The 26334-nt window shown below is 71.0% G+C and carries 23 protein-coding genes; 16 read left to right on the top strand and 7 right to left on the bottom strand.

Annotated features, from left to right (window positions below):
• Positions 1-8 precede the first annotated feature (8 nt).
• The 5 genes from CRP55_RS28160 (at position 9) to CRP55_RS28140 (ending at position 3118) form a co-directional block, all read left to right on the top strand.
• A complete protein-coding gene (locus tag CRP55_RS28160; protein ID WP_097323161.1) occupies positions 9-1259 on the top strand; it encodes an ATP-grasp domain-containing protein in 1251 nt (416 codons plus the stop codon).
• On the top strand, positions 1256-1894 hold the full coding sequence (locus CRP55_RS28155) for a class I SAM-dependent methyltransferase (protein ID WP_097323160.1): 639 nt from the start codon (positions 1256-1258) through the stop codon (positions 1892-1894). The genes CRP55_RS28160 and CRP55_RS28155 overlap by 4 nt, the downstream gene beginning before the upstream one ends.
• Before the next feature lie 17 nt (positions 1895-1911).
• On the top strand, positions 1912-2106 hold the full coding sequence (locus CRP55_RS28150) for a hypothetical protein (protein WP_097323159.1): 195 nt from the start codon (positions 1912-1914) through the stop codon (positions 2104-2106).
• Positions 2107-2223: 117 nt separating this feature from the next.
• Positions 2224-2634, top strand: a complete 411-nt coding sequence (locus tag CRP55_RS28145; RefSeq protein WP_097323158.1) for a hypothetical protein — start codon at positions 2224-2226, stop codon at positions 2632-2634.
• Positions 2635-2671: 37 nt separating this feature from the next.
• Positions 2672-3118 (top strand): RDD family protein, encoded by a 447-nt coding sequence (locus CRP55_RS28140; protein WP_143234928.1) that lies wholly within the window; start codon positions 2672-2674, stop codon positions 3116-3118.
• A gap of 47 nt (positions 3119-3165) precedes the next feature.
• On the opposite strand, the gene CRP55_RS28135 is transcribed toward CRP55_RS28140, so the two are convergent.
• Entirely contained in the window at positions 3166-6027 is a 2862-nt protein-coding gene (locus CRP55_RS28135) for a M4 family metallopeptidase (RefSeq protein WP_143234926.1), read from the bottom strand.
• A gap of 175 nt (positions 6028-6202) precedes the next feature.
• Between CRP55_RS28135 and CRP55_RS28130 the strand changes: the two genes are divergently transcribed.
• Positions 6203-7276, top strand: a complete 1074-nt coding sequence (locus CRP55_RS28130; protein ID WP_097323155.1) for a helix-turn-helix transcriptional regulator — start codon at positions 6203-6205, stop codon at positions 7274-7276.
• On the opposite strand, the gene nhaA (CRP55_RS28125) is transcribed toward CRP55_RS28130, so the two are convergent.
• The 4 genes from nhaA (CRP55_RS28125) to CRP55_RS28110 all read right to left on the bottom strand — a co-directional run bounded on the left by nhaA (CRP55_RS28125) (position 7220) and on the right by CRP55_RS28110 (position 12963).
• Positions 7220-9082: a Na+/H+ antiporter NhaA gene (gene nhaA / locus CRP55_RS28125; RefSeq protein ID WP_097323154.1), complete on the bottom strand. Its 1863-nt coding sequence runs from the start codon at positions 9080-9082 to the stop codon at positions 7220-7222. The genes CRP55_RS28130 and nhaA (CRP55_RS28125) overlap by 57 nt on opposite strands.
• 143 nt (positions 9083-9225) lie before the next feature.
• Positions 9226-10422, bottom strand: a complete 1197-nt coding sequence (locus CRP55_RS28120) for an amidohydrolase family protein (RefSeq protein WP_245923415.1) — start codon at positions 10420-10422, stop codon at positions 9226-9228.
• 49 nt (positions 10423-10471) lie between these two features.
• Positions 10472-12073: an ABC transporter permease gene (locus CRP55_RS28115; RefSeq protein WP_097323152.1), complete on the bottom strand. Its 1602-nt coding sequence runs from the start codon at positions 12071-12073 to the stop codon at positions 10472-10474.
• Positions 12070-12963, bottom strand: coding sequence for an ABC transporter ATP-binding protein (locus CRP55_RS28110; RefSeq protein ID WP_097323151.1), 894 nt, complete (start codon positions 12961-12963; stop codon positions 12070-12072). The genes CRP55_RS28115 and CRP55_RS28110 overlap by 4 nt, the downstream gene beginning before the upstream one ends.
• 180 nt (positions 12964-13143) lie before the next feature.
• On the opposite strand from CRP55_RS28110, the gene CRP55_RS28105 reads away from it, so the two are divergent.
• The 3 genes from CRP55_RS28105 to CRP55_RS28095 all read left to right on the top strand — a co-directional run bounded on the left by CRP55_RS28105 (position 13144) and on the right by CRP55_RS28095 (position 15396).
• Positions 13144-13563, top strand: coding sequence for a BON domain-containing protein (locus CRP55_RS28105; protein WP_097323150.1), 420 nt, complete (start codon positions 13144-13146; stop codon positions 13561-13563).
• Positions 13564-13655: 92 nt separating this feature from the next.
• Positions 13656-14939, top strand: coding sequence for a Na+/H+ antiporter NhaA (gene nhaA, locus CRP55_RS28100; RefSeq protein WP_097323149.1), 1284 nt, complete (start codon positions 13656-13658; stop codon positions 14937-14939).
• A 10-nt stretch (positions 14940-14949) separates the two neighbouring features.
• Positions 14950-15396, top strand: a complete 447-nt coding sequence (locus CRP55_RS28095) for a CBS domain-containing protein (protein WP_097323148.1) — start codon at positions 14950-14952, stop codon at positions 15394-15396.
• Here CRP55_RS28095 and CRP55_RS28090 read toward each other — a convergent pair.
• Positions 15393-16682, bottom strand: a complete 1290-nt coding sequence (locus CRP55_RS28090; protein ID WP_179855358.1) for an ArsB/NhaD family transporter — start codon at positions 16680-16682, stop codon at positions 15393-15395. The two genes, CRP55_RS28095 and CRP55_RS28090, sit on opposite strands and share 4 nt — an antisense overlap.
• A 175-nt stretch (positions 16683-16857) precedes the next feature.
• Here CRP55_RS28090 and CRP55_RS28085 point away from each other — a divergent pair, with 175 nt between their 5' ends.
• The 3 genes from CRP55_RS28085 (at position 16858) to CRP55_RS28075 (ending at position 20411) form a co-directional block, all read left to right on the top strand.
• Positions 16858-18477, top strand: a complete 1620-nt coding sequence (locus tag CRP55_RS28085) for a methyl-accepting chemotaxis protein (RefSeq protein ID WP_097323146.1) — start codon at positions 16858-16860, stop codon at positions 18475-18477.
• A gap of 46 nt (positions 18478-18523) precedes the next feature.
• The gene (locus tag CRP55_RS28080; protein WP_097323287.1) at positions 18524-18823 is read left to right on the top strand and encodes a hypothetical protein; all 300 of its coding nucleotides are present in this window, start codon (positions 18524-18526) and stop codon (positions 18821-18823) included.
• Between the two features lie 115 nt (positions 18824-18938).
• On the top strand, positions 18939-20411 hold the full coding sequence (locus tag CRP55_RS28075) for a cellulase family glycosylhydrolase (RefSeq protein ID WP_097323145.1): 1473 nt from the start codon (positions 18939-18941) through the stop codon (positions 20409-20411).
• Here the strand turns inward: CRP55_RS28075 and CRP55_RS28070 are convergent.
• Positions 20401-21246, bottom strand: coding sequence for an MBL fold metallo-hydrolase (locus CRP55_RS28070; RefSeq protein ID WP_097323144.1), 846 nt, complete (start codon positions 21244-21246; stop codon positions 20401-20403). The two genes, CRP55_RS28075 and CRP55_RS28070, sit on opposite strands and share 11 nt — an antisense overlap.
• Before the next feature lie 95 nt (positions 21247-21341).
• On the opposite strand from CRP55_RS28070, the gene CRP55_RS28065 reads away from it, so the two are divergent.
• From CRP55_RS28065 to CRP55_RS28050, 4 genes are all read left to right on the top strand, one after another.
• Positions 21342-21881, top strand: coding sequence for a CGNR zinc finger domain-containing protein (locus tag CRP55_RS28065; protein WP_097323143.1), 540 nt, complete (start codon positions 21342-21344; stop codon positions 21879-21881).
• Complete coding sequence (locus CRP55_RS28060) at positions 21878-22378, top strand: SigE family RNA polymerase sigma factor (protein ID WP_097323142.1); 501 nt, start codon at positions 21878-21880, stop codon at positions 22376-22378. Before CRP55_RS28065 ends, CRP55_RS28060 begins: the two co-directional genes overlap by 4 nt.
• Positions 22375-23031 (top strand): hypothetical protein, encoded by a 657-nt coding sequence (locus tag CRP55_RS28055; RefSeq protein ID WP_143234924.1) that lies wholly within the window; start codon positions 22375-22377, stop codon positions 23029-23031. Before CRP55_RS28060 ends, CRP55_RS28055 begins: the two co-directional genes overlap by 4 nt.
• Before the next feature lie 63 nt (positions 23032-23094).
• Entirely contained in the window at positions 23095-26289 is a 3195-nt protein-coding gene (locus CRP55_RS28050) for a S8 family serine peptidase (RefSeq protein WP_097323140.1), read from the top strand.
• Positions 26290-26334 lie beyond the last annotated feature (45 nt).

Here is a 26334-nt window from a genome sequence, read left to right as displayed (position 1 = left end):
GAGCGCGAATGACTGCCGCCGCCCGCCCGTCCGTGCTGGTGGTGGACGACCGCCCGTCCACCTTCGTCGACAACGCGATCCGCCGGGACGACCTCGACATCGTCCTGCTCCGCTTCACCTCGGTGCTGAGCAGCCTGCCGCAGGACTACCTCGACCGCAGCGCTCACCTGCCGACATTCGTCGCACGCGACGACGCGCTGGAGGACGAGGCCGCCCGATACCGCCAGTGGGTGACAGAGCTCGAACGGCCGCCCACCTACTTCTGCAACCCGCAGGAGCCGCTCCAGGAGGTCGCCCAGCCCTTCGCGCGCCTGGTGGGCCTGCCGCACCTGAGCGCCGAGCAGGTCACCTGGGTGCGGCACAAGTCGGCGATGAAGGACCGCTACCAGGAGATCGGCGTGCCGCACGCCGCCTACCGCTTCGTCACCGACCGGAACGGCGTCGCCGCGTTCGCCTCGGAGCACGGCTGGCCGGTGGTGCTGAAGCCGCTGGACTCGTTCGCGTGCATCGGCACTTACAAGATCGACGGGCCGGACGACCTGGCGCGCACGCCGGCGCCCGACCCGAGCCGAACATGGGTGGTCGAGGAGTTCATCCACGGCACCGAGTTCCAGCTGTGTGCCCTGGTGCTCGACGGCAAGGTGCTGGACGCCTACCTCTCGCTGAACCCGGCGCCCCTTCTTTCCGTCCTCGACGGCGCGATCAACGCCAACATCACCTTCGCCCCGAGCGAGGCGACGCCGCTGGACGCCCGTGCGGTGTGCCAGAACCTCGTGGACGGCCTCGGCATCACCCACGGCTATTTCCACGGGGAGTGCTGGCTGCGCGAGGACGGCTCGTTCTGCATGGGCGAGGTGGCCGCACGGATCTCGGGCTGCGAGGTTCCCTCCAACCACGGGCTGGCGTACGGCTTCGACATGCACAGGGCCATCCTCGACACGTACGTCGGACGGATGCCGGACCTGACGTACACCGAGAACCGCGCCGTGGGTGACCTGCTGCTGCCGGTCAAGCCCGGCCGCGTCGTGGAGATCACCCCGCTGGCCGAGCTGCTGACCCTGCCGGGAGTGATGGACGGCCGGCTCAAGCTGGCCGTCGGCGACGTCGCCCATCCTCCCCGGGCCTCGTACGCCTCGTCCGGCTACCTGCACATCGAAGGCGCCACCGCCGCCGAGGTGGAGGACCGCATGCACGGCGTCCTGCGCGCGTTCTCGTTCGACACCGAGCCCGAGGCTCCCGGCACCGAGGAGACAGCATGAAGCACCCGGCACAGCCGGTCGACCCGGACATCGCCCTCCGGCGGTCGGGCGAGGGCGAGGTGACGCTCTACATCGACGGATCACAGGCGATGCAGGGCTGGGAGGAGCCGTTGATGCGCCGCTCGGCCGAGATCCTCTGCCGCAACGGCGGGTCTTTCCTGGAGTGCGGGCTCGGCCTGGGATTCTCCGCGATCGCCATCGCCGAACAGCCGAAAACCGTGAAGCACACCGTGATCGAGGTCTACCCGGAGGTCATCGAGCAGTTCGAGCAGAAGCACCCGGACCGGCCGGCGAACCTCGAGATCGTGCGGGCCGACTTCTTCGAGTACATCGAGTCGGTGCCGACGGGCACCGTGGACGGATTGATGCTGGATCCCTGGCTGCCCCGCGCGATGCGCGACGACGCCGCCTGGTGGGACAACCTGATGCGGACGCAGATCACCCGAATTCTGCGGCCCGGCGGATTCTTCATGTCCTTCTTCGTGACGGAACCGAAGATCGAGCCGCGCTGGGAGCCGTACTTCGACGAGGTGCTCATCGAGCGACGGCCGTACGCCGGCTACAGCACCAGCAGCTACCTGGAGGGCAGGCCCGAGGGGATCGCCTACCTCCAGTGCTTCACCAATCGCGGCTGAGAGGAGAAGTCACCACCATGCCCAGTCACTTCACCGGAGTCTCGTCCGACATCGAGGTCAAGATCGGCGGCAAGGCGCGCTACCGCGTGCTCGCCCTGGTCTGGGACGAGGACACCAACCTTCTGCGCTACCTGATCAACGGCAAGGAGCGCCCGGTCTGGATCCCGGAGACCGACGTGACCGCCGTCTTCCCCGAGCCCTACAACGACTGACCAGAAGCGCCCCGCAGCGATCAGGGGGATGACGCCGAACGGATTAGCCGGGACAGGTGCTGGGCGTCGGCAATTCGCCCTATTACCCGCTTATCGCTCGGCTGTCAGTCTGGCTTCATGACTACCCGCGATCCGTCGCCGCCGCCGGGATCGGCTTTTCACGAACGCAAGGACCTCGTCTCGTACGGCGCGTGGGCCGCGGTCCTGGCGGCGGTCATCGGCGTGACCGCCCTCGTCATCGACCTGATCAATGTGCGCTGGGGCGGTGTCGCCGAGCCTCGCCTGAGTGCGATCTTCACCCCGGCCCTGCTGGTCGGGCTGATCTGCGGCCGGGCATCGGCGCGGACCGTGGCCGGCCGCATCGCCATGCACCTGAGCTGGGCCCCGTTCGCCGTCATCCTGATCATTCTGGCCATCGTGAGCACGGATCAATCGGCCTCCTTCCTGCGCGCGTTCGGCCAGACCCTGATCGAGATGATCCGAGTCGCCGGTGAGGTCGTCGGCACGGCGGTGAAGGGCTCGGACTGAAGCCTGTCCGTCAGAGGCAGGTATGAGCGATCCGAACATGTACCGACAGCAGTGGGCCGCCCCCGTCGCGCAGCCGCCGGCGGCCGTTCAGCCCTACCGGCCCGGCCATGTCGTGCCGGGCGCCGCCTCGCAGGGGCAGCTGGTCTCGCCCGGCGGCCGGCTGGGCGCGTTCCTGCTGGACGGCCTGCTGATGGTGTTCACCCTGTTCATCGGGTGGTTCATCTGGTCGATGGTCACCTGGTCCGACGGCCAGAGCCCGGGCAAGAAACTGCTCGGCTACGTGGTCGCCGACGCGAACACCGGGCAGCCGTTCGACTGGGGCCGCATGGCGGTGCGCGAGTTCGGCGTGAAGGGCCTGCTGGGCTGGCTGCTCGACGTGGTGACGCTGAGCGTCTACTTCTGGGTCGACGCGTTCACGGTCTTCGGCGACCGCCAGCGGACCCTCCACGACCGGATGGCCGGCTCGATCGTCCGCCACCTCTGACGCGAGCACGCTGGGACCGTCGGACCGATCCCAGCGCGCCGCGGTACTCACTTACAGGACTTGGCACCCGTGGCGTGGGCCAGGCCGAAGCCGGACGCCGACGAGTCCATGTAGACGACCTCGCGGCCCTTGCCGGCCGTCGCGTACATCTGTGCGCCCGGGCTGCACGACGCCGGGCCGAGGTACCGGCCCTGGAACGTGTACTGCTTGAGCTTCGGGTTGAGCACGTTGTTCGGGTAGCCGCCGGTCTCGAGCCAAGCGCTCACCGGCGCCTCCTCGGTGACCGTCAGGGTCGTGTCGGACAGGGCGACCGTCACGGTGCGGATCGCCTGCGGCGAGTTCTCCTCGAACAGGAGGTGGCTGGTGCGTGTGGCGAAGTCGTAGAGGCGTACGGAATCGTAATAAGCGCCCTTTGTCCATTCGCCGTTGACGATGGTGCCGTAGTCGCGGTCGGTCATCCAGGCGACGCCCGTGGCCGACAGGTCGGGGTAGCTCATCCGCTCGGCGCCTCGGTCGCCGCCGGCGTAGGCCGTGCGGCCGGTCTTCACGTCGTAGACCTCCACGCCCAGCGACCAATAGACACCGTTGGCGTCGGGCTCGGTGAAGTTCTCGTAGCGTACGTAGGAGATCCTTCCGTTCTCGACGCTCGGTGCCGTGGCGCTTCCGAGCCAGTCCGGGTGGGCCAGGGTGTGCACGGTCTTCGAGGTGCCTCGCAGGTAGCGCACGACGTCGAGGTAGCCCTGCTCCGGGTCGTACTGGCTCCACGCCACGATGTCGCCGTCGAAGCCCAGGCCGTCGACGCGGTACGGGGAGCTGTAGAGCTCCTTGACCGGGCCGCCGCCGATCGGCGCCGACAGGATGCGGTTGGTCTCGTAGGTCGGCGAGTCGGGGTTCAGCGTGACCGACAGCCACACCACCCGCTTGCCGTCGGTGTGCGGGAAGCTGTTGACGCTGCCGTCGTCGGGGGAGATGCGGTACGGCGTGCCCTTGCCGTTCGTACGGCCGACCCAGATCGACGTCGGCTCCGTGCGGTTCGCGTCCGCGCGCGGCACGGCGAACCAGCCGCCCGCCGTGCTCGCCCTCATGTCGGCGTACATGCCCGTGTTGAGCCGGTCGATCAGGACTTCGGTGCCCTTGCCGTAGAGGTTCTCCTCCCACTTCGCGGTGATTCCGCGGGAGTCGAACGCCCTCTGCACCACCTTGAGGTCGCCCTTGGGCAAACGGAAGGACTTGGCCGAGGCGAGTACGGCGTCACGCGCGTCGACGAAGTCGGACATGGGCGTCAGGTAGTCGGTGAGGGCGCGGTAGACGATCTTGTCGGCCACCGTCGTGCCGAGAGCCTGGCGCAGGTCCCAGAGGGCACCGGACACGATCGTCGAGTTGAGGTGCACACCGCCGTCGTCCATCGACGGCGTGTCGATGAGGTGCTGGAAGTCGGCCGTGGTGGCGCCGTCGTCGAGGTCGCGCAGGGCGCACTGGGCGGGGGCCAGGGTGCGGCAGAGGTCGCCGCCGAGCAGGCTCGCCTGCGGGTCGGACATCGGCGTGCCCGACGCGTCCACGTCGATCGCGTTGCCGAAGTAGTCGGCGATCGCCTCGTTGAGCGCGCCCGGCTGCCCGGCGTAGACGAGGCCGGCGGTGTGCTCCACCACGCCGTGCGTCATCTCGTGGCCCACGACGTCCGGGTCGGCCGACAGGGGCAGATATTCGGCGTCGCCGCTGCCGTACACCATGCGGGTGCCGTCCCAGTAGGCGTTGACCCACGGGGAGCCGCCGTACGTGATCCCGACGATCGAGTCGACCGGCATGCCGGCGTCGTCCAGGCTGTCGCGCCCGAGCTTCTGCTTGTACCAGTCGACCACCTTGGCGGCGTCCCAGGCGGCGTCCACCGCGCCGGCGTCGGTCAGGTCGGCGCCGAGCGTGGTCGACGGCGACGCGAACGGCGCCAGACCCTCGGGCCACGCGCCACCCATCAGGTCGTAGTAGTCCCGGCCCCGGGCGTCCCACGTGGTGATCGGGACGGTCCGGGTCAGATCCTTCATGAGGTACGACCCGGAGTCCGACCGGACGAGCGGCAGCGACACGGTGGCGCCGTGCAGGGTGGTGCCCTGTCCGGCGACGGACGCTGTCCCGGTGCTCGTGGTGCCTGAGGTCTTCGCGGCCTGCGGCGCGGTGCCGGGCTTCTGATCGGCGGCGAAGGACTTGATCCGGCTGACGCTGAGGAGCGTCACCCCGGTCGTCGCACCCACGTACACGTCGCGGAGCACGGGCCGGCCGTCGACGGCGTCCCTGCCCTTGACGAGCACGCGCCGCGCGAGCACACCGGTGCCGGTCGGCATGACCAGCAGACCCTGGTCGGTGCCGGTGAGGTCGGCCTTGGCCGCACCGGCCACGACCGCCGCGCCCGGGTTCAGGCTCCGGCGCACCTCGTCGACCGCCCGGGAGACGGCGACCGCGGTGGGGATCGGGGTGGCGGCCGTGTCCACGTCCAGGTTGGTGAAGTAGGTGCCCGACGTTCCGGTCACCGTCCGCTTGCCGGCCGCCTTCTCCGTCCGTACGACATATTGAGCGCCGAAGACGGGAAGGCCCTTGTACTTCTGGTTCAGCCGGACCGTCTCCCGTTCGCCCTCCGTCTCGACGCTCGCCGTGGTGAGCGTGCCGGCCGGATCGCCGATCTTGTAGCGGTCCTTGTGGCTCGCGAGGTGCGACTTCGCGGCCTTGTCCGGTGCGACCGTGGCGTCGGCCGGGTCGGCCACATCGTCCACAAGGGCGGGTGTCTCCGTGTCAGGCGCCACGGTGGCCGGAAGGGTCGCCCCCGGCGGGGTCGCCGCGTGCGCGGCCTGGGCGGTGGTTCCGAGGATGGCGGCCGTCGCCAGGACGGCGATGGCGGGGAGTGCCCTGGGTCTAGGCAATTCGGTGCTCCTGCGAGGTAGTGGGTTCGCCCAGCTCACCTTGATGCCGGCCGCCGCCACAAGGACGATCTTGTGCAGTTGCGCAAATCGGAAGGCCGCTTACACATTCGTAATCCCCGATTCATCTCGGCGGGCGGCTCTCCTGGCAGGCTCAGGCCGGAGGATGCGAGAACGTATGGACGGAACGGAAATACCGTGGTCGGCGACCGGTCTCGATCCGCTGGCCGGCCGGGTGCTGGAACACCTGATGGCCGTACGCTCGGCGGACCGCGACGATGTGGCGTCCGCGGCCGGGGTGTCACCGTTCGAAGCGGAACGGGCGCTGCGGCTGCTGGTCGACGACGCGCTGGCGTCGCGGATCGGCGGGGCGCCGCCACGATGGGCGGCCGCGCCGCCGCGATCGTCACTCGGCGCGCTGCTGGCCCGGCGCCGGGCCGAACTGGCCCGTGCCGAAGACCTCGTGGAGCGGCTCGTCGAAGCACACGACTCGGCGTCCGGGCCACGCGCCACCGACATGGTGGAGGTGCTGAAGAGCCCGGACGAGGTGCCCGCGCGCTATCTCCAGTTGCTGACGGAAAGCACCTTCGAGGTGCTGCATCTCGCGAAGCCGCCCTATGTGACGGGCGGATCGGGGTCCGACAGTACGACCCCGGTGGCGCCCGGTCTGCAGATGCGATCGGTGTACGAGACGGACGGCTTCACTGACGCGGTCTCGCTCATGACGGCCCTGCGCGGGACGGGCCGGGGCGGCACGCTGCGGCTGGCATCGCAGATCCCGGTGAAGCTGGTGATCTTCGACCGGGCCGCCGCGCTGCTGCCGATCTGGGGCGACCGCCCGTCGTCGGGTTCCCTGGTGGTGCGCTCGCCCACGCTGGTGACGGCGCTCGTGGCCCTGTTCGAGAGCGTGTGGGAGCGCGCCGAGCCGGTGTCGCTGGCGAGGCGTCACGAGTTGCCGGTCTCGGGACGGGACCTGCGGACGAGGGAGATCCTGCGCATGATGGCGGCCGGCATGAAGGACGAGACGATCGCCCGGATCCTCACCATAAGCCGCCGCACGGTCCAGCAGCACATCACCGACGCGGCGGCCCAGCTGGGCGCCCGGACCCGCTTCCAGATAGCCGTCCTGGCCGCGAAACGCGGGTGGCTGAGCGACCAGGACGACCGCCCTGACCAGCAAGATCCCGCCGGAACGTCAGACGGGTACGGCGTCGATCGCCCGTTCCACCGCGGCGACGACCTCGTCGAGTGAGCCGGTGACGACGGTTCCGTTGAGGAAGAACGTGGGAGTGCCGTCGGCGCCGCTGTCGTGGGCGCTGCGCACATCGGCGTCGACCTGTGCGGCGACGATGGCGGTGTCCAGGTCGACGACGAAGCGGGACACGTCGAGTCCGGCCGCGCGGGCGAGGCCGGCCAGTGCCTCGTCGTCGAAGGCGTCGGCGGTGATGAGCCGGTCGTGCATCGCCCAGAAGCCGTTCTGGGCGGCGGCGGCCTCGGCCGCCTGGGCGGCGCGGCGGGCGTACGGGTGGATCTCGTCGAGCGGCAGGTTTCGCCAGACATAGCTGATCCGCCCGGGGTGCCGGTCGAGGAGGGCGGTGATGGCCGGTGCGGCGTCGCGGCAGAACGGGCACTCGTAGTCGCCGAACTGCACCAGCTCGACCGGGGCGCCCAGCGGGCCGCGGTGGTGTTCACCCGAGGGCTCGACGGGCGGTTGCAGGGACGTCGCCTCGCCCGCCGGCTTCTGCCGGCCGGTGAGCCGGAACAGCACCCAGCCGAGCATGGTCGCGACGACGGCGGCGGCGAGAATGCCGATCTTCGCTTCGTCGCGGACCTGCTCGTCGGTGAGGGCGAGCTCGGCGATGAACAGCGACACGGTGAAGCCGATGCCGGCCACCGCGCCGACGGACAGGACCTGAGGCAGGCGTACGCCCGAGGGGAGCCGGCCGAGGCCGGTCCGCACGACGAGCGCCGACGCCGCCCAGATGCCGAGCGTCTTGCCCACGACCAGGCCGGCGAACACGCCGATGGTCACCGGCGAGGTCACCGCCCGCGACAGCGCCTCGGGGCTGAGCACCACACCGGCGTTGGCCAGCGCGAACAGCGGCACGATGAGGAAGCTGGTCCACGGGCGCAGCAGGTACTGCAACCGGTCGTTGGCCGACACCGCGCCCTGCGCCGCGATGGTCAGCGTCCGCGCGGCCTCCGGCCCGGGCTCGCGCCGGAACTTCCGCAGGAGGCGCTCGATGCGGTCGAGGTCGGCCGTACGGGCCAGGAAAGCCGGAGTGAGCAGGCCGAACACCACACCGACGATGGTCGGGTGCAACCCGGACTCGACGGTGGCGACCCACAGCGCGACGCCGACCACGAAATACGGCGTGGCCCGCCAGACTCCCGCGGCGCGCATGGCCAGTGCCACACCGAGCAGGACCGCCGCGACCAGCAGCGGCACCGGATGGATGGCCTCGGTGTAGACGACCGCGATGACCAGGATCGCCCCGATGTCGTCGACCACGGCGAGGGTGAGCAGGAAGACCCGGACGTTCGCCGGGCAGCGGGGGCCGACCAGGGCCAGGACGCCGAGCGCGAAGGCGATGTCGGTGGCCATCGCCATGCCCCACGCGTGCTGAGCGGACGTGCCGGCGGTGATCGCGGCGAAGATGACCGCCGGCACGATCATGCCGCCGGCCGCGGCCAGGATCGGCACCGTCGCCGCCCGCCGGTCACGGAGGTCGCCGAAGCTCAGCTCGCGGCGGATCTCCATGCCGGCGAGCAGGAAGAAGAACACCATGAGACCGTCGTTGACCCAGTGCCGCAGGTCTTCGCTGATCTCCGCGCCGCCGAGCCCGACGGTGAACTCGGTGTGCCAGAGCGTCTCGTAGCTGTCGCCGGGCAGGTTGGCCCAGATCAGGGCGAGCACGGTCGCCGCCAGCAACGCGGCGGCGCCGCGGGTCTCGGTCACCAGGACGGTCCGGATACGGTGGTCGAGGCGCAAGGTCCGTTCCGTGCGCGGCGCCTGGCCCCCCTCGGAGATGCGGCGCACCATCCCGGAAACACTCATCGTCGTAGCCCTTTCGCGGCAGGACAGGGTTCATCCATCGCCGACCAGGCTTCCCGGCACACCTGCCAGCACCGTACTGGTTCCCGGTGACCGCGAGAAGACGGAGCGACGAAGATCGCTTGCGCTCCGTCGTCACTGCCGGCCTATGAGGAAGCCACCCGGGCTCCTCGGGCGAAGACGGCGCGGACGTCGTGCAGCGCGTTGAGGTCGTGCAGGGGGTTTCCCCGCACGGCCACGATGTCGGCGTCGTATCCCGGAGCGAGGCGACCCTTGTGGTGGCCCAGGCCGCATGCCTCGGCCGCCGTCGAGGTGGCCAGGCGCAGCGCTGTCGGGGCGTCGAGGCCGATCATCGACGTCTGGGCCAGCGCGTATCGCAGGACGTCGTGCGGCTTGGGGAGCCCGATGCCCGCATCGGTGCCGATGACCATGCGGGCGCCGGCTTCGTACATGGCCCGGGTATTGGCGATGATGCGAGGCATCCGCGCCACCACTGCCGGCGGCGGGGTGACGCCGGGTTCCGGGGCGACGCCGGCGGTGATGCCGACCGCGACGCGGCCGGCGGCGATGCGGGCGATCAGGTCGCCCGGGTCGTCGACCCCCTCGGCGCTCCAGAACGAGACATGCTCCATACCGTCCACGCCGGCGTCGAGCGCGGTGCGGATCGCGGCGGTGCCGTGGGCGTGGGCGGTGACCGGCAGGCCAAGCCGGTGCGCCTCGTCGACCACCACGGTCAGCTGCTCGGCCGTGAACTGGGCGACCTCCTGGCGAGTGCCCGGCGTCATGGTGCCACCGCTGGCCATCACCTTGACGATGTCGACGCCTCGGTCGGCCCGCTCGCGCACCGCGGCCCGCAGCGCGCCCGGCGTCGGCTCGGCCGCGCCGCCCAGAAAGTGGCAGTGTCCCGCCGGTGTGGTGACCGGTGGACCCGCCGCGACGATCGAGGGCAGTCCCGGGGTGTCGCGCAGGCGCAGGGACAGATAGCCGCGGTCGCCGAGGTCGCGCACGGTGGTGATCCCGGCGTGCAAGGCGGTGCGGGCGGCGGAGGTCATGGCCGCGATCGTGGCGTCGTCGTCCCGCATGGCGAGGGCGGCGACCGGGTCGGCGCTCGCGTCGAACGCGAGATGGACGTGGGTGTCGATCAGGCCGGGCAGCAGGGTCGCGCCGGGTAGGTCGACCACCTGAGCGCCCGGCGGTACGGTCGCCCGGCCGACCCCGACGATGGCCGGGCCGTCCAGCAGCAGCACCGGCTCGGGGATGAGGGTCGCGGACACGCCGTCGAACAGGGCGTGGGCCCGGATCGCCACTATCCGTGCCCGGTCAGACACGACTGCGTGCGTCATGCGGGGACAGTACGCCGCCCGCAGCGACCCGGGCGAGGCCCGGCACATGTCAGGAGCGCAGATCCCGGGACCGGTATCCGGCGATGCCGGTGGCTGTCAGGGCCGAGGCGAGGGCGAGCATCACGGCGATGGCCGGCCAGCCGGCGCCCGTCAACGGAACGGGTGCGAGATGCGCGTACGGGGAGAGGTCGCGCACCCATGCCGGCGTGGCGACGCTCTCGGCGATGACCAGGAGCAGGAAACCGCCGATGGCGGGAAGCCCGCCGACGACGCCCACCCAACGCGGCACCCAGCCGACCGCGAGCACGGCAGCGCCGAGGCTGAGAAGGACGATCGGCATGCTGTTCCACACCCCGCGCAGGGAGGCCGTCAGGGTGAGGTCGCCTCCCATCATCAGCACTCCGGCCCAGGTGGCGAGACCCGCTGTGGTGACCAGGAGCGCCGAGGCGGCCGCGGTCGCGGCGATCTCCGCACCGAGCAGCCGGGCGCGGCCGATCGGCTGGGCCGCGAGCGAGGTCAGGCGCCGGTCGGTCTCGGCGGCGACGAAGGCGCCGAGTCGTACGGTGGCGAAGCCGCCGACGGGCATGGCGAGCAGCGCGAACAGCGTCGCGGCGAAGCCGGCGATGCTGCCGAGCCCTGGGAACCCCGCCTGCGCGGCCGCGTCGGACATGGCCGGATTGTCGGCCAGGAAGTCGGTCACCGATACCGCTGTCAGTCCGATGAGCAGGAAATAGGCGCCGATGCCGAGCGCCCAGCCGGCCAACGGCCGCAGCGCCCGCCGGATGGCGAAGCTCTCCACGCTGCCGAGGAGGCCGAGCCGGGCCGGGCGGCTGGTCGAGGCGGTGACCAGCCCGCTGCCGACCTCACGCCGTGCGGCGGTGAGCCCTGTCGCCACGATAATCGCCACCGCGGCGGCGAAGAGGATCAGCAGGGGTACGACACGGTCGTGCACGTACGGGCCGGAGAGCGCCATCAACCCGAATGGGGACAGCCAGCGCAGCCAGCCCAGCGCCGTGATGCCGTCGCCGATCATGCGGGCCAGCAGGGTGACGCCGAGGACGGCGACCGCTGTGCCGGTGGCCGGGGTGCGGGCAGGGAAGATCTGCGCGGTCAGCGCCGCCGTGGCCGCGAAGAACAGCCCGAGCAACCCGGTGCCGAGACCGTGGATCAGGGCGCCGGTCATCGGCGTGCCCGACGCCACCAGCACACCGGTGATCCCCGCGGCGGTGGCCGCCGGAACGGTCAGGACAGTGGCCAGGTGCCGGACGACGGTGCCGGGCAGCGTGATCCGGCCGGACAGCAGTAGGTTCCACCGGCCGGCGTCCTCCTCACCGCGGGTGATGCGGGTGGTCGCGAGGATCGCCCAGGCGCCCAGGAACACGGCGGTGACGCTGCCGACGCGCCAGACAGTGAATCCGCCGGCCGTGCCGAGGCCGATCGGCTCGCCGAACAGGGTGCGGATGGCGGGGTTGCCGGCGAGCGCCTCCAGGCTGCCGGCAGCGGCCGGGTCGGCCATCACCTGGTCGAAGGTGGCCGCGACGATCGCGGTCATGCCGGCGATCAGCACCGCGACGATGACGCCGCCGCGGCGGATCTGGCGGGCCGCCAGCCGGATCACCGCGCCGCCGGGGGCGGTTTCGAGGGCGCTCATCGGCCGTTCTCCGCGCCGTAGTAGTCGAGGAACATCTCCTCGAGGCTCGGCTCGCGAACGGCCAGGGCGGTGACGTCGGCCGTGGCCAGGCAGCGCAGGGCCGCGGCGGGCGAGCCGGTCAGGGTGAACCGCAGTCGCCCGTCTCCGTTCTCGGTGATCGCCTCCACGCCGGGAACAGCGGTCAGCGTGGGCGCGGGGCCGGCGTAGGAGACGGTCACCTCGGAACGGTGCAGGGCCCGCAGGCGGCTGAGAGTGGCCACCTCGACGAGGTGGCCGGCGCGCAGAATGCCGACCCGGTCGCAGACGGCCTCGACCTCGGCGAGCTGGTGGGAGCTGAGGAACACGGTCTGGCCACGGTCGCGGGCCGCGCGGACGGCGGTGCGGAACTCTTGTTCCATCAACGGGTCGAGGCCGCTGGTCGGCTCGTCGAGCACCAGCAGGGGCGCGCGGGTGGCGAACGCGGCGATCAGGGCGACCTTCTGGCGGTTGCCGGTCGAGTAGGTGCGTGCCGGTTTCGACGGGTCGAGGTCGAAGCGCTCGACGAGCTCGTCGCGGTAGGACGGATCGGTGCCGGGGCCCGTACGGGCGTGCAGGTGCAGGATCTCGGCACCGGTCAGCTGCGGCCACAGCGCCACGTCGGCCGGCACGTAGGCCAGCGACCGGTGGGCGCGGGCGACATCGGCGGCGTCGGCGCCGAACACCTCGGCGCGCCCGGCGGTCGGCCGGGCCAGGCCGAGCATCAGCCGGATGGTGGTGGACTTGCCGGCGCCGTTGGGCCCGAGGAACCCGAACACCTCGCCCGGCGCGACGTCCAGGTTCAAGGTGTCCAGGGCGGTGAGGCGGCCGTACCGTTTCGTCAGGTCGACAGCGCGCAGCGCGGAATCGGTCATCGCGGGAAAGCCTTTCCGGTCGACAGCGATCAATGACCGCCGACCAGACTTCCCGGCACACCTGCCGCTCACCGTACCGGAACAGGCATCGCCGTCAATGCCGAGAGTCATGAAATCGTCATGCGGCTGCGGGTGCGCCGCCATGCCCATCGCGGAGTCTGAGGACCGGGAGGTGGTCTCATGTATTTCTGGTGGTATCCCGAGGCGTACGGCGACCGGGGCCCGCTCCGGCCGCAACCGCCGGCGGCCGCGGCGCCGCTGACCGCTGACGGCCGGCTCGCCCGCTCGGTGGCGGAGGCTCTGCTGTGCGATCCGGAGGTGGAAAGCGGCGAGATCACGATCGATGTGCAGAACGGTGTCGTGATTCTCGAGGGAGACGTTCACAGCGATTCGGCTCGGGCGGCGGCCACCCGCAGGGCCTGGTCGGCGACCGGTGTGACCGACGTCTGCGACGTGCTCGGCGTGCGCCCGCCGTCAGGTGCGGCCGTCTCCGAGAACCGGGAGCGGCCGATGACCGCGGCCCGGGTCGCTCTCATCACGGTCGTCGTCGTCCTGTGGGGATCGTTGTGTGCGGCGATGATCGGAGTCTCACTCCTATGACGCCGGGGGCGCTGTGCCGGTAGTGTGGGTCGCGGTGTGCCGGGAAGTCTGGTCGGCGATGCAGCTGACCGACGCCCGAAAAAGGAAACTTTGTGACACAACCACCCCATCGTGCCCCTGACGTCCTCGGCCGTGGTTCCTGGCCCGAGGCGCGGCGGATCGCCGACATCCTGCGCAAGGAGACGATCGGTGGCGTCCTGCTGCTGGCCGGGGCGATCGTCGCGCTGATCTGGGCGAACTCGCCGTGGGCGGACAGCTACGAGGCCCTGCTGGGCTTCACGGTCGGTCCCGAGGCGCTGCATCTCGACCTGTCGCTGAGCAAGTGGGCGGCCGACGGGCTGCTGGCGATCTTCTTCTTCGTGGCCGGGCTCGAGCTCAAGCGCGAGTTCGTCGCCGGTGACCTGCGCGATCCGCGGCGGGCGGCGGTGCCGGTGGCGGCGGCGTTCGGCGGCGTCGCGGTGCCCGCCCTGATCTACGTGCTGGTCAACGCCGGGGGAGCCACCGAAGGGTGGGCGGTGCCGACCGCCACCGACATCGCGTTCGCGCTGGCCGTGCTGGCTGTCGTCGGCCGGTGCCTGCCGTCGGCGCTGCGCACCTTCCTGCTGACCTTGGCCGTGGTCGACGACCTACTGGCCATCGTGATCATCGCGATCTTCTACACCGACCACCTGTCGGTGTGGCCGCTGCTGGGCATGCTGGTGCCGCTGGCGCTGTTCACGGTGCTGGTGCAGCGCCGGGTCCGTGCGTGGTGGCTGCTGTTGCCGCTGGCCTTCGCCACGTGGGCGCTGATGCACGCCTCCGGGGTGCACGCCACCGTGGCCGGTGTGCTGCTCGGCTTCGCCGTGCCGGTGCTGCGCCGCGACGGTGCCGACGGCCCGGGCCTCGCCGAGCACTTCGAGCACCGCTTCCGGCCGCTGTCGGCCGGCGTCGCCGTGCCGATCTTCGCGTTGATGTCGGCCGGGGTGGCGATCGGCGGGCTCAGCGGGCTCGGCTCCGCGCTGACCGACCCGGTCGCGGTCGGCGTCATGGCCGGCCTGATCCTCGGCAAGCCGATCGGGATCGTCGCCGCGACCTGGCTGACCGCCCGCTTCACCCGGGCCCGGATCGACGCCGGCCTGGCCTGGATAGACGTCGTGGGCCTGGCCGTGCTGGCCGGCATCGGCTTCACCGTCTCCCTGCTCATCGGTGAGCTGGCCTTCGGCGCCGGCACCGAGCGCGACGCCCACGTCAAGGTGGCCGTGCTGGCCGGCTCACTCGCCGCCGCCCTGCTGGCGACGGTGATCCTGCGGCTGCGCAACCGCACCTACCGGCGCATGTACGAGGCGGAACAGGTCGACGAGGACCGGGACGACGTCCCCGACGTCTACCAGAGTTGAGGGGGCGGATGTGCACGCGCGTGACGTGGCGGTCTCGATGAGTACGGTGGCCGAGGATCTGCCGGCGCGGGAGGCCGTGCGGGTGCTGGCCGCGCAGGACCTGCCGGGCCTGGTGGTGGTCGACCGGGCGGGGCGGCCGCTGACGGTGCTGGCCGGCACGCAGGTGCTGCGGATGGCGCTGCCGGCGTACTGCCAGGACGATCCGGCGCTGGCGCGGGTGATCGACGAGGACGCCGCGGACGTCATCCTCGACGGTGTCGGCGACCGCACGGTGGCCGACCTGCTGCCCCGCAAGCGGCCGGAGTTGCCCGCGGTGCGCGGGAACGCGACGGTTCTGGAAGTGGCGTCGATCATGGCACGGTCGAACGTGCCGCTGGTCGCGGTGGTCGACGAGGCCGGCGTGATGGCCGGGGTGATCACTCTCGACGGGCTGCTGGACCGGATGCTCGGAACCTAGAAGAACCGCAACCAGAGGTACGGCACGGCCAGCGCGACCGTGATGACGGTGACGATCAGCCCGTACTTGGTGAAACCCCAGAAGGTGATTTTGTGGCCGGCGCGTTCGGCGAGGCCGAGCACGACGACGTTGGCCGACGCGCCGACGGCGGTGGCGTTGCCGCCCAGGTCGGCGCCGATGGCCAGGGCCCACCACAGCACCTGGGCGTGATCGTAGCCGCCGGAGGCGTCGACCAGTTCGCTGACGATGGGGCTCATCGTGGCGACGTACGGAATGTTGTCGACGATCGCCGACAGCCCGGCCGACGCCCCGAGCAGCAGGAGCGTCGCCGGCCACAGTTTGCCCTCGACGGCGCCGGTCGCGGCGTGCGCCAGCTCGTCGATCACACCGGTGGTGACCAGGGCGCCGACCATGACGAACAGGCCGGCGAAGAAGATCAGCGTCGGCCACTCGACCTCGCCGGCCACCTCGTTCGCGTCGACCCGGGACAGGGCGAGCAGCAGCAGCCCGCCGAGCAGCGCCACCACCGACGGTTCCAGCCCGAGGACGGTGTGCAGCGTGAACGCCACGAGCACGGCGCCGAGCACGCTGAGACTGAGCACGGCCAGCCGGGGGTCGCGGATGGCGTCGCGCTCGCGCAGCGCCATCACCTTGGCGGCGCGTTCGGCGTCGTACCGGAAAGCCTTGCGGAACATGATCCGGCACAGGACCAGCAGCACGACCAGGACGATGAGCACGAACGGCGCGAGCACGCTGAGGAAGTCGTTGAAGGTCAGCCCCGAGCGGCTGGCGATGATGATGTTCGGCGGGTCGCCGACCAGCGTCGCGGCGCCACCGATGTTGGAGGCGAAGACCTCGGCGATCAGGAACGGGATCGGTGGTACGCCGAGGCGGTCGCACACGAGCAGGGTGACCGGCGCGACCAGCAGCACGGTGGTGACGTTGTCGAGCGCGGCCGAGACCACGCCGGTGACGACCACGAGGATCACCATGATGGGGAACGGGCGGGCCCGGGCCTTCTTGGCCGACCAGATGGCCACGAACTCGAACAGGCCGGTGCGCCTGAGCACGCCGACGATCAGCATCATGCCCAGCAGCAGGAAGATGACGTTCCAGTCGACGCCGGCGTCGGGGGAGAAGAACGCGTGCTCGGCGTCGGTGGCGCCCAGCGCCAGCATGATGGAGGCGCCGCCGAGCGCGACCGCGACTCGGTTGATCTTCTCGGTGGCGATCAGGACGTACGCCCCGACGAACACCGCCACCGCGATCCAGGCGATCGTGCTCACGCGTGCCCCCAGGTTCCGCCCAGCCGTCATCGACCGCCGACCAGACTTCCCGGCACACCGGAGATCAACCTACAGCGGCCCCAATTCGGCGATTGCGGCGATGGGCCGGGTCCCTCACTCGCATAGTGAAGACGTACGACCAATCCTCTCGATCTTCACCCGGAAGAGTGCGGTTATGAGCTCAATGACCCTTTCCGCGGGGCCCCGCCGAGCCTCCTTCGCCGACCTGAGCGTCAGCGTGAAAGTGATCGCCTCGGTCACGACCGCGGCGCTGGTCGCGCTGATCGTGGGCATTGTCGGACTGGTCTCGCTCGGCCGGGCCAGCGACTCGGCTCAGCTGATCTACGCCAGCAACGTCGCCAGCATCAAGGCGATCGGCCAGATCAGGTTCGTGATGACGAAGACCCGCTCGGACGTCGCGAACCAGGCCCTGTCCCTGACCGCGGACACCACCAAACAGTTCACCGACGACGTCAACACCGACATCGAGAATGCCAACGCGGCGCTGAAGGCCTACCGGGACACCATGCCCGCCGCGGACTCCTCCCAGATCGACAAACTCGAGGCGACCTGGGACACGTACACGGGCCTGGTTCAGACCAAGCTGCTGCCGGCCGGCACCAGCAAGGACCTCAAGACGTGGGTCTCGGTCCGCAAGAACGAGACCCTGCCCGTCCTGAACTCCATCTATGACCAGCTCACGGACCTGGACGGGATCGAGACGGCCGACGCCGCGAAGAACGCCGGCAACGCCCGGTCCGGCTACGAGTCCAGCCGTACCACCTCGATGATCGTCCTGGTCGCCGGGCTGGCGCTGGCTCTGCTGCTCGGTTTCCTGGTCGCCCGCAAGATCGTGCAATCACTTTCCAAGGTCACGTACGTCTGTGACGGTCTCGCCGACGGCGATCTGACCCGCACGACCGGCCTGGAGACCCGCGACGAGCCGGGCCGGATGGGCCGCTCGCTGGACGCCGCGATGGGCCGGCTGCGCTCGACCATCGCGACCATCGAGGCGTCCGCCGCGTCCCTGGCCGGGGCGTCGGAGCAGATGACCGGCACGTCGGCGCAGATCGCCGCGTCGGCCGAGGAGGCCTCGGTGCAGGCGCAGGCGGTGTCGGCCGCGGCCGAGCAGGTGTCGCGCAGCGTGGAGACGGTGTCGGCCGGCAGCGAGGAGATGGGCGCGTCGATCCGGGAGATCTCGCAGAACGCGGCCGAGGCGGCGCGGGTCGCGGCCGAGGCGGTGACCGTCACGGCGGCCACGTCGGCCACCATGAACAAGCTGGGTGACTCCTCGGCCGAGATCGGCAACGTCATCAAGACGATCACGGCGATCGCCGAGCAGACGAATTTGCTGGCGCTGAACGCGACGATCGAGGCGGCGCGGGCGGGTGAGATGGGCAAGGGCTTCGCGGTGGTGGCCAGCGAGGTCAAGGACCTGGCGCAGGAGACCGCGCGGGCCACCGAGGACATCTCCCGGCGGGTCGAGGCGATCCAGGCCGACACCGGCGGGGCGGTGCTGGCGATCGAGGAGATCTCCCTGGTGATCGGGCGGATCAGCGAGTTCCAGACGACGATCGCGTCGGCGGTGGAGGAGCAGACCGCGACCACGGCCGAGATGAACCGCAGCGTGGCCGAGGCGTCCGGCGGCACCGGCGAGATCGCGCAGAACATCACCGGCGTGGCCGAGGCGGCCCGGATGACGAGCCAGGGCGTCGCCGAGACCCAGCAGGCCACCTCCGACCTGGCCCGGATGTCGACCGAGCTGAGCGGCCTGGTGTCGGCGTTCCGCATCTGAGCACCCGGCATGCGCGGGCGGCGCGGCGTGCTGGACCATGGGCGGCATGGCTTTGATGGTGGAGATCCACTTCCCGCTGACCGCCGACGACGAGTGGATCGACGACGTCGGCGACTTCCTGATCGACCTGGAGGAGGAGCTCGGCATCGAGGAGGTCGAGGACGGCGAGGAGTCGGGCGACGCGTACGTCTTCTTCATCGCCGGTGCGCGCGAGCGCACGCTCCTTCAGGCGGCGTCCCGGGTGGCCACCCGCAAGGGCGTGCCGGCCGGCGCCTTCGCGATGATCACCGACACCAACACTCCGCGGGTCGGCATGGGCCGGAGGGTCGATCTGCCGGTGCGGTGACCGGATCGCCACCGAGTCGCACCCGCTACAGCAATCAGTTCTTCTCGCGCGCGGCGTTCGCGCGTCCGACAGGAGGTGTCACCACCCCCGTCGGAACTGAAGGGCTGATCTGCTCATGCGCAAGGCCGCCGCGCTTGCTCTGGGACTCGCCACCTCTCTGCTCGCGGCGTCGCCGCTGACCGAGGGGGCGTCGGCGGCCAAGCAGGCCACGCCGACGCTGGCCGGGCGGATCGCCGCGGCCAAGACGGCCAAGCAGATCAACTACTACCCGTCGGCGAACGGCTGGTCCCGCATGTGGACGTCGTTCGACCCGGTCACCATCGGCGCCGACCTGGCCAAGGCGCGCGCCCTGGGCGCCGACAGCGTCCGCGTCATCGTCTTTCCCACCGTGTTCGGTTATCCCACGCCCAAGCCCGAGTACGCGGCGAAACTGGCCAAGTTCGTCGAGCTGGCCGGCCGCAACGGCATGACGGTGAAGCTGACCCTGTTCGACTGGTGGGACGGCTACGCCGACGTCAAAGGCAGCAGCACCTGGGCGACCGCGCTGCTCAAGCCGTACCGGAACGACAAGCGTGTCATCTCGATCGGGCTGAAGAACGAGCTCGATCCGTCCAACGCGGCCGCGGTGGCCTGGGCCAAGAAACTTCTTCCGGTGGTACGGGCGGTCGTGCCGGCCACACCGGTGACGATCTCGGTGAGCGGGGAGGCCGGAGTTGCCGGTCTGAAGAAGCTGAAGACCCTGCTCGCGGCCACACCCCTGGACTACTACGACTACCACTTCTACGGCAATTCGCAGAACGCCCTGGCCCTGATCCGGCAGGCGCAGGCCGCCGTCGCGCCGGCCCCGCTGGTGATCGGCGAGACCGGCGTCAGCAGCCGGTCGGCCAGTGAGGGCGAGCAGGCCGCCTATCTGGCGCGGGTGTTCCAGGGCGCCGCCGCGGCCGGCGTGCGCTCGGTGGCGCCGTGGACGCTGAACGACTTCCGCACCGGCGCTATCCCGCCCTCGGCGGTCGCCCGGTCGGCGCCCCAGTACGCCTACGGGCTCTACCGCGCCAACGGTACGGCGAAGCCGGCGGCGGCCGTGGTCAAGGCCGCCTGGACGGGCAAGGCCTACCCGGTGGGCGCGCTGGATCTCGGCTTCGAGAACCCGGCCGGCCAGACGCCGTGGACCACGTTCATGCCCGAGCTCGGCGCCGCGACCAAGGTGCGCAACGTCGCCCACTCGGGCAAGTGGTCCGTGCGGCTCACCCGTACCGGCAAGAACGCGGCGGGCTCGCCGTCGTACCGGGTCGCGCCCCTGCAACCCGTACGCCCGGGTCAGACCTGGTGTGCCGAGGCGTGGGCTCGTGGCACGGCCGCCACCGGCACGACGCAGGTGGCGCTGAGCTGGTTCGACGTCAACAATCGCTGGCTCGGCGGCGCCGGCTCGGCCACCCTGCCGACCGGAACCACCGGCTGGACCAGGCTGACCGTCGCCGCGAAGGCCCCGGCCGGAGCCGCCGGCCTGCAACTGCACCTGAAGTCCGGCGCCAACAAGGGCTCGGTTTGGTTCGACGACGTGAAGTTGTCCGCGTCGCTCAGTTCGTGAACAGGCGGCGGGCGCTGAGCCAGATCGCCCAGGGGTTGATCCGGTCCGGGTAGCGCCGCTTGAGCGCGTGGTAGAACTCCGTCGCGTCGGCCGAGCTGTCGATGACCTCGGCGGCGGCGTCGAGGTAGCGGCGGGTTTCGTCGATGTCGGAGGGCAGGTCGGGACGCCGGGTGTCCTTGTGGGAGGCGACGACGAAGCGGGGCTCGAGCGAGGCGACCCTGTCGAGGGCTCGGTGCCACGCGTCCAGCCCGCCGTCGCGGCCTTCCCCGACGAATTGGTGCACGTTGTTGTAGACGACGTCACCGGCGACGACCAGGCCCGGCTCGGGCACGTGCAGCACGGTGGTGTCACCGGTGTCGGAGTGGCCGACCGCGTGGGCGAAGATCTCGTGGCCGTCCAGCGTCAGGCCGCTCGCTGGGAAATCGGTGCCGTGCACTGTCACCGGCGGCTCGGGCAGGACGTCGCCGAAGAAGCTGACATACCTCTCCGAGATCTCTCCGCCGGGTGTCTCGCGGGCGATGCGGGACAGCACCGCCGCGCCGGCCACCACCGTCGCCTCCGGCCACCGCCGCAGCAGGTAGTTGGTGGTCAGGAAGTGATCGGCGTGAGCATGGGTCAGGTAGATGTAGCGCAGGGCCACGCCGTGGCCGTCGACCCAGTCGGCGAGGGTGTCGGCCTGTCCCCGGCTGATCGGCGGGTCGGTCAGCAGAGCCTCGGTCGGCCCGAAGATCAGCGTGTGGGACAGCGAAGACCATTGCGACGGCCCGCGGTCCGGCGGGGGCGGTCCGGCAGCGGGGATCATGGCGGAGACGAAGACTTCATGCCGCAGTGTCATGACCGAAGCATAAGTCTCTACGGTTATGTCACGTCCAGGGCGGACGGCGCTGATGCGCCGAGATGAACGTCACCGATATGGGATACGCTTCTGTCATGCCAGAACAGCGCTATCGGGTGGCGGCCGCGCCCGGCGACCTGCGGCTGGTCCAGGAGCTGCTGAACACCTCGGCCAAGAACGGTGGCCGCACCCCCGACCTGCTCGACGCGGCGCTTCCGGCCGCCGAGTGGCTGAGCGCCTATGGGATCACCGGCGACAGCCCCGGCATCAGCGATCTGCGCCGGCTGCGTGACGTGGTGCGCCGGTTCCTGCTCGGCGCCGGTCCGGAGCCGGGTGAGGTCACGGCGGCGGCGCCGTTGGTCCTTCACCCGGACGGAACCGTCGGCGTGGCGGGAGAGCCGAACGACATCGGCGCCCTGGCCGGTCGCATACTCCTGGCCATCCGCGACGCCCAGCTGGCCGGCACGTGGCGCCGGCTCAAGCTGTGCCGCAACCCGGACTGCCAGGTCGCCTTCTGGGACAGCTCCCGCAACACCAGCGGCGTCTGGCACGACGTCCGCACCTGCGGCAACGTCGCCAACCTGCGCAAGTCACGAGCCCGCCGCTCCGCGTCGGTCATCGTCGACGGATCATGACAGCAGGCGGTTCCGGCTTCGAGGAGTTCTACGCCGCCTCGTCGTCGAGGGTGCTGGGGCACCTGTTCCTGATGACCGGCAACCGGGCCGAGGCGGAGGACGCCGTGGCCGAGGCCTACGCCCGGGCCTGGCAGCGGTGGGCCGTGGTCTCGCGGGCGGACAGCCCGGAGGCCTGGGTGCGCACGGTCGCGGCGCGTATAGCGATCAGCGGCTGGCGCAAGGCCGTCAACCGGCTGCGGGCCCACCGCCGGGAGGTGGGCGATCAGGTGCTCGACGGGCTGAGCGCCGACCACGTCGCGCTGATGCAGGCGTTGCGGGCGCTGTCGCCGGTTCAGCGCCGGGACATCGTGCTGCATCATCTGGTCGGCCTGTCGGTGGCCGAGATAGCGCAGGAGACCGGGGCGCCGGCCGGCACGGTCAAAGCCCGCCTGTCCCGGGGCCGCAAGGCGCTGGCCACGCTGCTGGATGAGCACGAGCCGAAGGGAGTGAACCGGTGAATCTCGATGAGCGATTGTCCCGCCTCCTCGCCGGCAGTTCCGCGTCGCTCAGCCCTCGCCCGGTCGAAGCGGTGATCCGGCGTGGCCGTCAGCGCCGCCTTCGCCGCCGCGTGGCAGTGGCGGGCGCTCTGACCGTGCTTGCGCTCGCCGGCGGCACGGCCGGCCTGCTGTCGCGACCTGCGGAGCCGGCCGAGCGGCAGCTTCCGGCCGCTCCGGCCCCGGTGAGCCGGGCGCCGCAGCCGACCGGCCTGTTCGCCGGCACCACCCCGGTCACCCTCGCCGTTTCCTCGTCCGCGGCGAAGGTGATGGCCGGCTACGACGATGACGACCGGGTTCTGGTCTCCGGCGCCGAGGGCAAGGATCCCGAGCTGCGCAACCGCTGGCTGATCGTGCCCGACGGCGGCGCTTTCGCCCTGCGGCTGGCGGTCGAGCGGCCCGCCGGATGGGTCTGCGCGAGCCGGGCGGACGACGGCACCCTCCACCTGCGCCTGTGCCTGACCGGGGCGGCCGCCCAGCGGTTCACCCTGACCACGGCCGACGACGAGACGTACGCCCTGCTCTGGGGTGGGTCGCCGGTCCGGATCGGCGCCGGCGGGGCGCTCGCCGCCGGCGGCACCGGCGCTGTGGTCCGGCTCACCGTGGCCCGCGCATGACGAAGTGCAACCGGGAGCCGTCCTCGGGCGTCTTCTCCGGACTGAACACTTCGGAGGATCATCTTGAGACGACGGATCTGGGCCGCCGCCCTGGCCGCCCTGCTGGCCGCGGGCACGGTCGCGGTGGACAAAGCAAGCGCCGCGACGCCCACGGCCGGCCGGCAGGACTTCACGCTCATCACCGGGGACCGGGTGGTTCGCAGCGGCGATCACCTCGCCGTCGACCGGGCGCCCGGCCGCGAGCAGGTGACCTTTGTGGAGCGCGGCGACGGCAAGCACCGGTATGTGTTCCCGTCCGACGCCCTCCCGCTGGTCCAGGCCGGCCGCCTCGACCGCCGGCTGTTCGACCTCACCACCCTCGCCGCATTCGGTTACACCGGCTCGCATGACCTGCCGCTCCTGATCAAAGGCGCGGCCACCCTGAAGGCCACCGAGGTCGTGGCCAGCCTGCCGGCCCTCGACATGGTCGCGGTGCGTGCCGACCGCGAGCAGCGGGCCGGTCTGTGGGCGGGGCTCACCGCGGGCGCCGAGGCCCGGCGCACCCTGCGAGGCGTCGACCAGATCTGGCTGGACGGCAAGCGCAAGCTCGACCTCGACCACAGCGTGCCGCAGATCGGCGCTCCCGCCGCCTGGCAGAAGGGCCTCGACGGTTCCGGCGTGAGCATCGCCGTGCTGGACAGCGGGGTCGACGCCACCCACCCCGACCTGGCCGGCCGGCTGAAGGAGGTGCGCAACTTCACCGACGCGCCCGACGCCGACGACACCGTCGGCCACGGCACCCACGTCGCGTCCACCATCGCCGGGACGGGCGCCGCCTCGGGCGGCCGTTACCGCGGTGTCGCTCCCGGCGCCCAGCTGCTGATCGGCAAGGTCTGCCCCAGCGAGGAGTGCCAGGACTCGGCGATCCTCGCCGGCATGGCCTGGGCCGCGGCCGGCGCCCCGGTGGTCAACATGAGCCTGGGCGCCGACGACGAGCCCGGCATCGATCCGCTGGAGGAGGCCGTCGACGAACTGAGCGCCCGATACCACACGCTCTTCGTCGTCGCCGCCGGCAACGACGGCCACGCGCCGGTGAGCTCGCCCGGCTCCGCGCCCGGCGCGCTGTCGGTGGGTGCGGTCGACCGGGACAACGCCATCGCCGACTTCTCCAACTGGGGCCCCGCCCGGGAGGGCGACCTGATCAAGCCCGAGATCACCGCACCCGGCGTGGACATCGTCGCGGCGAAGGCGGCGCACGCCACCATCGGTGACCCGGCCGAGAACCCGGCCTACTCCAGCCTGTCGGGCACGTCGATGGCGACGCCGCACGTGACCGGGGCGGCCGCGATCCTGGCCCAGCAGCACCCCGGCTGGACCGGGCAGCAGCTCAAGACCGCCCTGATGGCCTCGGCCGAGCCGACCCCGGACCTCGAGACGTACGCACAGGGCGCCGGCCGGGTCGACGTCGCGCGGGCCATCACGCAGACCGTGGCCACCGAAACCGGCAGCGTCGACTTCGGCACCGTGCCGTTCCCGCACACCAACGACAAACCACTTGGTCGTACGGTGACCTTCCGCAACGACGGCACCACGCCGGTGACACTGCGGCTCGCCGTCGAGACCACCGCGCCGGCCGGCATGTTCACCGCCGACCAGCCTTCGCTGACCGTGGCGGCCGGAGCGACGGCCACGGCGAAGCTCACCGCCGACACCACTGTGGAGACCGACCAGCAGTGGATCGGCGGCCGGATCGTCGCCACAGCTGCTGATGGCGTACGGGTCGAGGTGCCCTTCGGTGTGCACCGCGAGGGTCCCGCCTACACGGTCACCCTGCGCCACACCGGTCATGACGGCGCCGCCCCGGTCACGCAGTTCACCGGTTTCACCGACCTGACCACCTTCGCGTACGCCGAGGCCGCCGGTTCCACGATTCGGCTCCCCGCCGGGACGTACGGCATAAGCGGCCTTGTGAACAGTGGAGACGGTTCCACGTCCTTGCTCGTACAGCCGCGCCTGGTCCTCGACCGCGACTTGACGGTCGACCTCGACGCCCGCCAGGCGAAGCCGGTCGCCGTCTCCGTGCCCGACCGGAAGGCCGCGACGACCTTCACCTCGATCCGCGGCACCTGGATCTCCCCCGAGGGCGTCTTCACCGACGCCGCCATCTACGGCCCCGGCGCGGGCCTGACCTTCGCCGAGATCGGCGACCACCGCGCCGAACCGCAGTTCCACTCGGCGATCACGACGACGCTGACGACGCCCACCTCGTCGTTCCGCCTCCACTGGCCGCGCGACGGCCGCTTCCCGACCGGCGTCGCGAAGGCCTACCAGCGCAAGGACCTGGCCGCGATCGCCGGCACCTACGCCCGGTCGGCCGGCGGCGCACCAGGGATGGTCGGCTTCACCGCCGTCTCCCGGCGCGACGGCCAACTCATCGAGACCGGCTACAGCCCCGACACGCAGATCGCCATGCCGGCGACCCGCACCGACTTCGTCAACACCGACAACGGCATCCTCTGGACGGCGGGCTTCGGTGAGTACGATGTGGACTCCGACGCCTACCTGGGCTTCGCCCAGCGTTCCCCGTTCCCGTACCGCCCGGGCCAGACGTACCACCTCGCCTGGAACAAGGCCGTCTTCGCGCCGTCGGCCGCCCACGGCTCGGTCACCCGCGAGGGCAACGAAATCACCGTCGATCTGCCTTCGTACGTCGACGCGTCCGGCGTGCGCGTCAACGGCGTCACCGCCCGACCCCGCACGATCACGCTCTACCGGGCCGGCAAGGCGATCGGCACGATCGACGAGAACGCCGAGCAGCCCCGCCAGTTCACCGTCCCCGCGGCCGCCGCTGCCTACCGCATGACCGCTACAGCCAAACGCACAGCACCGTACGAGTTGTCGACCGCGGTGACCAGCACGTGGACCTTCCGCTCGGGATCGACCACCACCGCCACGCCGCTGCCCTTGCTGACCGTACGAATGTCACCCGCACTCAACCTCGGCAACAGCGCACCGCGGGCCCGCCAGTTCGCCGTACCCCTGACGTTCGAGTCCCAGCCCGGCGCCAAGCCGGGCCTCATCACCGCCGTCACGGCCCAGATCTCCTACGACGACGGCAAAACGTGGAAGAACGCCACGGTGCAGGGCCAGGGCGCCTCGCGCACCGCGTGGGTCCGCCACCCGCTGAAGGCCGGCTTCGCCTCCTTGCGAGTAAGCGCCCACACCACAACCGGCAACACCGTCGAGCAGACCATCATCCGCGCCTACCGAATCAGCTGAGCAACCTGATGCCCGGCCCGTCCGCAACTCCGGGCGGGCCGGCCG

It is taken from the genome of Paractinoplanes atraurantiacus (assembly GCF_900215205.1).
GTDB classification, from domain to species: Bacteria; Actinomycetota; Actinomycetes; order Mycobacteriales; family Micromonosporaceae; genus Actinoplanes; species Actinoplanes atraurantiacus.
Note: the sequence above shows the minus strand (reverse complement) of the source record. Positions and strands in the feature narration are given on the sequence as shown.